9 protein-coding genes are annotated in these 10,060 nt (G+C 69.1%); 5 read left to right on the forward strand and 4 right to left on the reverse strand.

The window, feature by feature from the left end:
• Position 1 precedes the first annotated feature (1 nt).
• The 3 genes from H4W81_RS19035 to H4W81_RS19045 form a co-directional block, all read right to left on the reverse strand.
• The gene (locus tag H4W81_RS19035) at positions 2-889 is read right to left on the reverse strand and encodes an ABC transporter permease (RefSeq protein ID WP_192776050.1); all 888 of its coding nucleotides are present in this window, start codon (positions 887-889) and stop codon (positions 2-4) included.
• The gene (locus tag H4W81_RS19040) at positions 886-1,878 is read right to left on the reverse strand and encodes an ABC transporter permease (protein ID WP_192776051.1); all 993 of its coding nucleotides are present in this window, start codon (positions 1,876-1,878) and stop codon (positions 886-888) included. Before H4W81_RS19040 ends, H4W81_RS19035 begins: the two co-directional genes overlap by 4 nt.
• A gap of 75 nt (positions 1,879-1,953) precedes the next feature.
• Positions 1,954-3,720: an ABC transporter substrate-binding protein gene (locus H4W81_RS19045; RefSeq protein ID WP_192776052.1), complete on the reverse strand. Its 1,767-nt coding sequence runs from the start codon at positions 3,718-3,720 to the stop codon at positions 1,954-1,956.
• 278 nt (positions 3,721-3,998) lie between these two features.
• On the opposite strand from H4W81_RS19045, the gene H4W81_RS19050 reads away from it, so the two are divergent.
• From H4W81_RS19050 to H4W81_RS19070, 5 genes are read left to right on the forward strand one after another with little or no spacing between them, the layout of a single operon-like run.
• On the forward strand, positions 3,999-4,988 hold the full coding sequence (locus tag H4W81_RS19050; protein WP_192776053.1) for a phosphotransferase family protein: 990 nt from the start codon (positions 3,999-4,001) through the stop codon (positions 4,986-4,988).
• A 55-nt stretch (positions 4,989-5,043) separates the two neighbouring features.
• Positions 5,044-6,210 (forward strand): FAD-dependent oxidoreductase, encoded by a 1,167-nt coding sequence (locus tag H4W81_RS19055; protein WP_192776054.1) that lies wholly within the window; start codon positions 5,044-5,046, stop codon positions 6,208-6,210.
• 26 nt (positions 6,211-6,236) lie between these two features.
• The gene (locus H4W81_RS19060) at positions 6,237-6,923 is read left to right on the forward strand and encodes a hypothetical protein (RefSeq protein WP_192776055.1); all 687 of its coding nucleotides are present in this window, start codon (positions 6,237-6,239) and stop codon (positions 6,921-6,923) included.
• Complete coding sequence (locus H4W81_RS19065; protein ID WP_192776056.1) at positions 6,917-8,167, forward strand: S8 family serine peptidase; 1,251 nt, start codon at positions 6,917-6,919, stop codon at positions 8,165-8,167. The genes H4W81_RS19060 and H4W81_RS19065 overlap by 7 nt, the downstream gene beginning before the upstream one ends.
• Positions 8,161-9,492: a class II 3-deoxy-7-phosphoheptulonate synthase gene (locus H4W81_RS19070; RefSeq protein WP_318782507.1), complete on the forward strand. Its 1,332-nt coding sequence runs from the start codon at positions 8,161-8,163 to the stop codon at positions 9,490-9,492. Before H4W81_RS19065 ends, H4W81_RS19070 begins: the two co-directional genes overlap by 7 nt.
• Before the next feature lie 146 nt (positions 9,493-9,638).
• Here the strand turns inward: H4W81_RS19070 and H4W81_RS19075 are convergent, their stop codons facing one another.
• Entirely contained in the window at positions 9,639-10,016 is a 378-nt protein-coding gene (locus H4W81_RS19075; protein ID WP_192776058.1) for a thioredoxin family protein, read from the reverse strand.
• Positions 10,017-10,060 lie beyond the last annotated feature (44 nt).

Here is a 10,060-nt window from a genome sequence, read left to right on the forward strand (position 1 = left end):
GTCACATCTCCCTCAGCTTGGGATTGAACACCTCGTCGAGGCCGACGTTCATCACGTAGAGCGAGCCGACGACGGCCGTGATGCCGAGTCCGGGCGGGATGAACCACCACCACATGCCGAGGTGCAGCGCGTTGTAGCGGGCGGCGTTGTTCAGCATCAGGCCCAGGGAGATCGAGTCGGTCGGGCCGAGCCCGACGAAGTCGAGGGAGGCGCCGATCAGCACCGATCCCCCGAACAGCAGGATGAAGGCCATGAACAGGTAGGAGCTCATGTTGGGCGCGATCTCGGTGGTCATGATCTTCCACGGACGCACACCGCTGAGCCTGGCCAGGTCCACGAAGTCGCGGGTGCGCAGCGAGAACGTCTGCGCCCTGATCGCTCTTGCGACCCACGGCCACGAGGTGAGCCCGATGAAGACGGCCTGCACCGGGATGCTGCGGATGCCGAGATAGGCGTTGATCACCAGCAGGACGGCCAGCGCGGGCAGCACCAGGACGATGTTGGTCAGCATGTTCAGGACCTCGTCCACGACGCCGCCCCGGTAGCCGGCGGTGAACCCGATCGCCATGCCGATGACCGCGGCGATGCCGCCGCCGAGCAGGCCGACCAGGAACGTCGCGCGCAGGCCGTGGACGAACTGGGTGAAGATGTCCTGTCCGAAGAGCGTGGTGCCGAACCAGTGGTCGCCGGACGGCGGCGCGAACTGCGGGCCGACGTACGCGTTGGGGTCGCCGGCCGACACCAGCGGCCCGAACAGACCGAGCAGCAGGAGCGCCAGCAGTACGGCGAGGCCGGCCAGGAGCTTGCCGTTGCGCAGCGCGAAGTGCAGCGCCTCGGCGCGGACCCCCGCGGACGCGACCGCCGCCTTCTCGTCGGGAACGACGCTCATGCCTCAGCCCCCATCCCGGCCCTGGTCCGCGGATCGACCAGGACGTAGACGATGTCGATGACGAAGTTGGCGATGAGCACGCCCGTCACGATGAACAGGAAGATGCCCTGGAGCAGGAAGAAGTCCTGGTTCTGGATGGCCTTGAGTATCAGGCTGCCGAGCCCCGGATAGGAGAAGACCACCTCGGTGACCAGCGCGCCCGCCACGAGCACGCCGAGCTGCAGGGCCAGGCCGGTGATCTGCGGCAGCACCGCGTTCCTGAAGGCGTAGCGGCGGATCAGCCGCCGCGGGGCGCCGAGGGCCGCCAGATAGCTGGAGTAGTCGGCCTCCAGCTCATAGATGATCATGTTGCGCATGCCGATCGCCCAGCCGCCGAAGGCGACCAAGAACAGCGACAGGAACGGCAGGAACCAGTGCAGCGCCAGGCTGCCGGCGAACTCCCACGACAGGTTGGGACGCATCGCGTAGCTGTAACCGCCCGCCACGGGGAAGATCCCCGCCACGATGCCGAGCCCCCACGCCAGCAGGATGGCCAGCCACATGTACGGCGTGGCCGTCAGGATGTAGCCGACGGGCAGCACCGTGTTGTCCAGGAGCCTGCGCCTGGCCGCGAAGGCGCCGAACCTGTTGCCCGCCCACCAGCTCAGCAGGATCGCGGGAACCAGCAGGCCCAGGGTGTACGGCACGGCACGCGTGATCACGTCGGCCACCGGGGTGGGAAACAGCCAGATGCTGATCCCGAGGTCCCCGCGCAGCAGCGCGCCCCAGAAGTTGAGGTACTGCTGCCAGGCGGGCAGGTCGAGGCCGAACAGGCCGGTGTAGTAGGCCTGCATGGCCGCCACCGCCTCGGGCTGGGTGAGGTTGGCCCTCGACACCATCGAGGCGACGGGGTCGCCGGGCATGAGACGCGGGATCAGCCAGTTGATGGTGACCGCCGCGAAGAAGGTGAGTCCGTAGATGAGCAGCTTCCTGCCGAAATAGCGTCGCACGCGAGAACTCCAGAGAGGACGGCGAAGGGCGGGCGGGCCGCCCCCTCCGGCGAGGGAAGGGGCGGCGGACGGGGGTCAGCCCTTCGCCGGCTGGATCTCGGTGAGCGTCAGGATGCCGCCCAGCTCCAGCCAGTTGCGCCACATGGTCGGCGCGGACTTGGGCGCGTCAGGGGCCGACGACGGCCAGTTCGTCCACACCGAGCTGGTGGTCTGCGACCACAGGCCGTTGTACCAGAGCGGGATGGCCGGCATCTCCTCCAGCTGGATGCGCTGGATCCTGGACAGGACCTCCTTCATCCCGGCCTCGTCCTCGGGCTTCTTGCCGTCGAGCTCCTGGACCAGCTCCCAGGCCTTCTTGTTCTCGTAGCGGCCGAAGTTGACCGTGTTCTGCGCCTTCTGGATCGGCAGCTGGAAGAGGTAGTCGTAGTACATCCACGGCGTGTTCGACAGCTGCCGCTCATTGTTGATCATCATGTCGAACTTGCCCGACGAGCGCTTGTCCACCAGGGCGTTGTAGTCGGGGAACTCGGGCGTGAGGTTGACGCCCACCGCCTTGGCGCTCTCGGCGATGACCCTGATCGACTCCATCCAGTCGGACCAGCCGGCCGGCACCTCGATCTTCAGCTGGATCTTGGAACCGTCCTTGTTCTCGACGAAGCCGTCGCCGTCGGTGTCCTTGTATCCCGCGTCGGCCAGCATCTTCTTGGCCTTGGCCTGGTCGAAGGTGAATCCCAGCTCGCTCACCACGTTCTGGTCGACGTACTTGTCCCACTGCGGCAGCAGGCCGGTCGGGTTGGCGGGGCGCACGAGGTTGCCGTAGACGCCCTCGACGATCTTCTTGGTGTCGACGGCGCCGGCCACGGCCTTGCGGAAGGCCGGGTCGTCCATGGGCTTCTTTTCGGTGTTGAGCACCAGCCACGCGGTGTTGGCCGACAGCATGTACGGCGGCTCGGGATAGTAGGTCTTCACGCCGAAGCTGCCGTTGACCAGGTTGGCGATGCCGGGCAGGAAGTTGTTGCTCAGGTCGAGGCCATTCTGCAGCAGCAGGCCCATCGCGACCTCGTTGCTGGAGTTGACGATGTCGACGATGTACTTCGGCTTGACGTCCTTGTTCAGCGCCTTGGTGGCCCACCAGCCGTCCCGCTTCACCCAGGCCACCCGGTCCTGGTCGTGGCTGTGGTAGGTGTACGGGCCGGTGCCGACGGGCTTGTCGTTGACGCCGTTGACGACGTCCTCCTCCGAGCGGCTCTCCCAGACGTGCTTCGGCACGATCACCCTGCTGTACAGCGCGTTGGCCCACTGCTGGTAGTTGGGCTTGGAGAAGCTGAACCGCACCGTCTGCGCGTCGACCGCCTCGGCGCTCTTGAGGAAGGTCCACAGGTTGGCGTACGGGACGGTCTTCATCTTGCCGAGCTCGAAGGTGAACACGACGTCGGCCGCGGTGAGCGGCTTGCCGTCCGACCAGGTGACGCCCTGGCGCAGCTTCAGCTCGTAGGTGGTGTCGTCGGCCCAGGCGCCGCTCTCGGCCAGCCAGGGGGTGAACGTGCCCGTGTTGGGGTCGAACAGGAACAGCGGCTCGTAGACCAGGCCGTTGGTGCCCGTGGCGTGGTCCCAGTTCCTGATGGGGTTGAAGTTGGCCGGCGCTCCCCACTGGGTGCCGCCGGTGTAGAGCGTCTCGTTGCGCGGGAACGCGCCGGTGCCGCCCTGGGCGGGCGCCTGGCTCGCCGCCGCGCCGGGGGCGCTCGACTGCACGGCGGGCGCAGGCGGCTGCCCCGACGTGCAGGCGGTCACTACCAGGCAGGTCGCGAGCAGGGGAGTGAGCACGCGCCATCGGTTTCGCATGGAATCTCCTTCGTCCCCGCTCAGGGATCGCCCTGGCGGAGTTCTCCTCGAGCACCATCCCCCCGATGGCCTGAACAGCAAGGCGCCGCCTCGCTCAGTGGGAGCGCTCCCACTCGCCAAGCTCTCCGCCGCGCCGGACAGGTAACGCGACCGTAAAATCGGCGAATCTCGCTGTCAATAGCGCTGCAGTACGCGTGACGTATCCGAGATACGCCGAAAAATCCTGGAACCGGATAGCGTGGGAGCGTTTCCATACCCTTCCGGAGGGATCATCAGGGGTGGACAGCAGAACCAAACGCCGCCTCGACGCCGAGGCCCTCTCCGCGCTCGCCCACCGCGCCGTCGGCGCGCACGTGCGCGAAGCGGTCGAGCTCGCCGACGGCTTCGCCAACGCCGTGTGGAGGCTCCACCTCGACGACGGCCGCCAGGTCGTGCTGAAGCTCTCCCCTCCGCCCGACCTCGATCAGCTCACCTACGAGCGGGACCTGCTGCGCATGGAGGCCGCCGCCTGCTCCCACGCGGCCGCCGCGGGCGTGCCGGTGGCGAGCCTGCTGAAGGCCGGGTTCGACGACCCCGTGCTCGGCGGCGACTACCTCGTCATGGCGGCGCTCGACGGCACCCCGTGGAACCAGGCCGAGCTCGACGCCGCCGCCCAGGCGGCGCTGAGGTACGAGCTGGGCGGCCACCTGGCCCGCCTCAACACGGTGACGGGCCAGGTGTACGGCTACCCGCACAGCGGCCTCACCGGCGCGACCTGGCGCGAGGCGTACCTGCGGATGACCGGCGCGCTGCTCGACGACGCCGTGCGCTATCAGGAGATCCCGCTCCCCCGTCCCGTCACCGAGCTCAGGGCGTTACTGGCGAGCGCCTCGGCGGCGCTGGAGGAGGTCACCACGCCGCACCTGGTGCACTTCGACGTCTGGACGGGCAACGTGTTCCTCGACCTGACCGGAACGCCCAGGATCCAGGCGATCATCGACCACGAGCGGGCCTTCTGGGGCGACCCGCTGGCCGAGCTGATCACCCCGACCCTCTTCGGCGAGATCGACGAGGACGACCCGCTGCTGGCCGGATACCGCGCCGTCCGTCCGCTGGAGTTGACTCCCGCCGCGCACCGGCGGCTCGACCTCTACCGTGCCTACCTCTACCTGATCCTGCTCGTGGAGCACGGCCCGAGGCAGTACCCGGAGGACGACTACGCCCCGCTCAGGGAGCTGGCGACGACCTGGCTGGTGAAGGTCCTGGACCGGCTCCAGGGATCCCCGTGACGATCGGCGGGTAGGGAGGGGTTGCGCCTCCCCAAATCTCAACGGATGATGAATTATGCGCTGTGTGATAGCGGGCGGCGGCCCGGCGGGCGCCATGCTCGCCCTGCTGCTGGCCAGAGCGGGCGTCGAGGTGACGTTGCTGGAGAAGCACGCCGACTTCCTGCGCGACTTCAGGGGTGACACCATCCACCCCTCGACCCTCCAGGTGCTCGACGAGCTGGGGCTGGCGGCGGCCTTCCACCGGATCCAGCACCGCAAGGTCTACGCGATCGACCTGGTCACCGACACCGGCAGGACCCATCTCTCGAGCCTGCGCAACCTGCCCGGCCCCTACAACTACATCGCCTTCGTCCCGCAGTGGGACTTCCTCACCCTCATCACCGCCGAGGCCGCGAAGTACCCCACCTTCCGGCTGATCATGAAAGCCGAGGCGGTCGGCCTGATCCGCGAGGGCGGCGCGGTGCGCGGGCTGCGCTACCGCGACGCCGAGGGCGAGCACGAGCTCAGGGCCGAGGTGACGATCGCCGCCGACGGTCGCGGCTCCACCCTGCGGGCGGCCGCCGGGCTGGTGCCGAAGGAGCTGGGCGCGCCGATGGACGTCGTCTGGTTCAGGATGCCGCGCGAGGGCGACGACCCCGGCGACACGTTTTTGCGCGTCTCCGCGGGGCATCTCATGGTCTCGATCAACAGGGAGACCTACTGGCAGCTCGGCTACGTCATCCCCAAGGGGGGCGCCGACCGGCTGCGCGCCGCGGGCATCGAGGAACTGCGCCGCAAGGTCGGGCAGCTGCTTCCCTTCCTCGGCGACCGTACGGACCAGATCGGGAGCTTCGAGGACGTCAGCGTGCTCACCGTGGCGCTGAACCGGCTCGAACGCTGGTACCGGCCCGGCTTCCTGTGCATCGGCGACGCGGCGCACGCGATGTCGCCGCTGTTCGGGGTCGGGATCAACCTGGCCGTGCAGGACGCCGTGGCCACCGCCAACATCCTGCTGCGCGAGGGCCCTTCGGCGCTGCCCAAGGTGCAGCGGCGGCGGATGTTCCCGACGAGGGTGACGCAGTTCGCCCAGCAGGTGGCGCAGCGGCGGCTGGTCCAGCCTGCGCTGACCGGGACGCTGAGGCCCGCCAGCGTGCCGAACCTGGCCGCCGTGCCGCTGGTCAACACCCTGATCGCCCGCTTCATCGGCCACGGCGTCCGCCCGGAACACGTAACCGCAAAGTGACATAAAGCATTTACTATCGCTTGCCCATGCGAGCAAGATCACTTGTCATCGGCCTGTTATGCGTGGTCGCGGGCCTCGGCGCCATCGTCGCCGGCGCGTACGGCCTGGCCACCGAGCTGACCAGGGGTCCGACCACGGAGGAGAAGACCAAGGCGAGCCTGCGCGAGCTGGCCCTGCGCTGGCGGTACTGGTCGGCGGAGCGACTGTTCCCCGCCCAGCTGGGGGACGTCGGCGACACCGGGTTCGCCCGCCGCCTCGGCATCGCCCCCGAGAGCGACTGCGCGAAGGCCCTGGACGAGGCCGCCGCCAGAGTGGTGACGCCGCGCGGCTGCGAGCGCGTGCTGCGGGCCACCTACGCCGACAGCTCGGGCACCATGCTGGCCACGCTCGCCGTGGTGGTCATGAAGGACTCCGAGTCCGCGCGGGCGGCGCTGGCCGCGGGGAAGTGGGAGACCAGCGGCGTGCGTCCGGCGGGCTTCTCCGGCACGGTGTCGGCGAGGTTCGACACGGGCCAGGAGCAGGAGCGTTCGGCCACGCACCGCCTCAACTACCTCGTGCTGGGCACGGGCGGCTTCGCCGACGGCAGGCCGCGCATGGCCGAGGCCGACCGCACCGGACTGCCCGGCATCACGGCGGCCGCGATGGACAAGCTCGCCGGAAGACTGCTGAAGCCGGTGCCCGCCTGCGAGGTGAAGGAGATCGTCACATGCTGATCAGAGCGCTGCTCATGGCGGTTCCGCTGGCGCTGGTCAGCACGACACCCGCGCATGCCGACGAGGCTCCCGTCCTGCGTATGCTGGACGACTTTCGGACCGCCCAGCGCGTCACCTCGGGCGAGGGAGCCACGGTGGCCATCGTCTCCGACGGCGTGGCCAACTCCCGTGCGCTCAACGGCGCTGTCAAACGCCGCCTCGACCTGGTGAGGTGGCCACGCGCCAAGATGATCGCCGGCACCGCCGCCGCCACCATGCTCGCCTCCTCGGGGCCGCGTCCAGGCAGCCAGAAAGCCACGCGCGGCCTGGTGCCCGATGTCGATCTGCTCTCTGTGCGCGTCGAGGACGGCATGCCAGCCGTCGGCCGGCCAGGGGTCTGGCTGGACGACAGGCAGAGCCTGCTCTTCCTGTCGAGCGGCATCCGCTGGGCGGCCAACCACGGCGCCGATGTCATCTGGACCTTCTACGCCTGGCAGCCAGGGGACAAGGGGCTCGAAGAGGCCGTCGAGTACGCCGTCGGCAAGGGCGCGGTGGTCGTCCAAGGCGCTCAGGTCGTCACGAAGGACTGGCCCGGCGGCCGCGACGGGGTGAGTGACCCAGCGGCGCTGCCCGGCGTCATCGGCGTCGGCACCGTCAACCTGAACGGGAACCGCTTGGAGGAGTACTCCCCCAAGAACCGCACCATCCTGGTGTCGGCCCCCGGCATGGCCGTACCGGCGACCGGGCCACGCGGCGAGCCGTACTCTGTGAGCGGCTCCATGGCGGCGGCGAGCTGGGTGGTGGCGGCCGCGGCGATGATCAAGGCGAAGTATCCCAAGCTGTCCCCCGCTCTCGTCGTCCAGGCCCTGGCGACCTCCGCGCGCCGTCCCGACCAGCCGCGGCAGTCGGACGACATCGAGACAGCCGCATGGCGGAGCGCGGCCGAACCCGCGAGCTATGACACCTCGATCGGGTTCGGGCTGGTCAACGCGGCGGGGGCCCTCAAGGTCGCCGGCCGGCTCGCCGCCATGCGGCCGGGGGCCGACGCGGTCGCTCCTGGCTCGCGGTTCGGTGGCGCGCCTGTCCAGAAGATCAAGGCGGTACGGCACGACAAGGCCATGCTCACCGGCTACGCGGGCGCGATAGCCGGGGGCGGGCTGCTGCTCTCCCTCGCCTCCGTGGTCATCGTCCGCGGACGGCGTTCTCACTACGTGGACATCGATGTCCACGCTCGAGAGCGAGTGGAATACCCTCGTATATCGTGAGCAACCTTGATTCCTGGCGCACCATGACCGCGGCCCAGCAGCCCGACTGGCCCGACCGCAGCGAGCTCGAGAAAGTCGTCGCCGAGCTCGGCGGCCTGCCCCCGCTGGTCTTCGCCGGCGAGTGCGACCAGCTGAAGGACCAGCTGGCCGCCGTGGTCAGGGGCGAGGCGTTCGTGCTGCAGGGCGGCGACTGCGCCGAGACGTTCGCCGGCGCGACCGCCGACAACGTCCGCAACAAGCTCAAGACGCTCCTGCAGATGGCGATCGTGCTCACTTACGCCGCCAAGGTGCCGGTGGTCAAGATCGGGCGCGTGGCCGGCCAGTTCGCCAAGCCGCGCTCCAAGGGCACCGAGGTGCGCGCGGGCGTCGAGCTGCCCGCCTACCGCGGCGACATGGTGAACGGGTTCGAGTTCACGGCCGAGTCGCGCAGGCCCGATCCGTGGCGGCTGCTGCGCGCCTACCACTCCTCCGCCGTCACGCTGAACCTCGCGCGTGCCTTCACCAAGGGCGGCTACGCCGACCTGCGCCAGGTCCACGCGTGGAACCAGGACTTCGTGGCCGAGTCGCCCGCCGGGCGCCGCTACGAGCAGCTGGCCCGCGAGATCGACCAGGCGCTGGCGTTCATGCACGCCTGCGGGGCCGACCCCGAGGAGTTCCACACGGTGGAGTTCTACTCCTCGCACGAGGCGCTGATCCTCGACTACGACCGGGCGCTCACCCGGGTCGACTCCCGCACCGGCCTGCCGTACGACGTGTCGGCGCACATGGTCTGGATCGGCGAGCGCACCAGGCAGCTCGACGGCGCGCACGTGGAGTTCTTCTCGCGCATCCGCAACCCGATCGGCGTCAAGCTCGGCCCCACGACGACGCCCGAGGAGGCCCTCGCGCTGATCGACAAGCTCAACCCCGACAACGAGGCGGGACGCCTGACCTTCATCACGCGGATGGGCGCCTCCAAGATCCGCGAACACCTGCCAACGCTGGTGGAGAAGGTGACCGCCTCGGGGGCGAAGGTGGCCTGGATCTGCGACCCGATGCACGGCAACACCTGGGAGACGCCGAGCGGGCACAAGACGCGGCGGCTCGACGACGTGCTCGACGAGGTGGCGGGCTTCTTCGAGGTGCACCGCGCGCTCGGCACGCACCCCGGCGGCATCCACATCGAGTTCACCGGCGACGACGTCACGGAGTGCGTGGGCGGCGGCCAGGAGATCGTCGAGGGCGACCTCGCGCTGCGCTACGAGACGGCCTGCGACCCCAGGCTCAACCGGAGCCAGTCGCTCGACCTGGCCTTCAGGGTGGCCGAGCTCTACCGCTCGGCCTGACCGCGAAACCGCCCCGGCCTGACCGCGGAACCGCTCGGCCTGACCGCGAAACCATCCGGTCTGACCGCGCTCCCCCGCTTCGGGAGCGGGCGTGACGTGACGCGAGCCCTCACCCCGCCGGGGTGAGGGCTCGCCGCGTCATGGCGTCACTGCTGCTCGGGAGCCGTGCCCAGCTCCTTGGCGAGCTCGGCCTTGATGGCGTCCATGTCGAGGGCCTTGACCTGGCCGATCAGGTCCTCGAGTGCGGGGGCGGGGAGCGCGCCGGGCTGGGCGAAGACCACGATGCCGTCGCGGATCGCCATGATCGTCGGAATCGAGGTGATCTCGAATCCCTCCGACAGCCCTCGCTGAGCCTCAGTGTCGATCTTGCCGAAGGTCACGTCGGTGTGCTTCTCCGACGCCTGCTCGAAGATCGGGCCGAAGGTCCTGCACGGGCCGCACCAGGCCGCCCAGAAGTCGAGAAGGACGATCCCCTTGTCGGCGATGTCGTTGAAGTTCTCGTCGGTTACTTCGATAGTCGCCACAAGTGGCTCCTCGTATCGTCGTCATGCTTGCTTTTCCTTAGAAC

The organism is Nonomuraea africana (assembly GCF_014873535.1).
GTDB lineage: Bacteria > Actinomycetota > Actinomycetes > Streptosporangiales > Streptosporangiaceae > Nonomuraea > Nonomuraea africana.

Bases quoted from the DNA above. Each gene is read 5' to 3' on its own strand.
- H4W81_RS19035 (WP_192776050.1), bottom strand. From the start codon at position 889: ATGAGCGTCGTTCCCGACGAGAAGGCGGCGGTCGCGTCCGCGGGGGTC.
- H4W81_RS19045 (WP_192776052.1), bottom strand. From the start codon at position 3,720: ATGCGAAACCGATGGCGCGTGCTCACTCCCCTGCTCGCGACCTGCCTG.
- H4W81_RS19055 (WP_192776054.1), top strand. From the start codon at position 5,044: ATGCGCTGTGTGATAGCGGGCGGCGGCCCGGCGGGCGCCATGCTCGCC.
- H4W81_RS19060 (WP_192776055.1), top strand. From the start codon at position 6,237: ATGCGAGCAAGATCACTTGTCATCGGCCTGTTATGCGTGGTCGCGGGC.
- H4W81_RS19065 (WP_192776056.1), top strand. From the start codon at position 6,917: ATGCTGATCAGAGCGCTGCTCATGGCGGTTCCGCTGGCGCTGGTCAGC.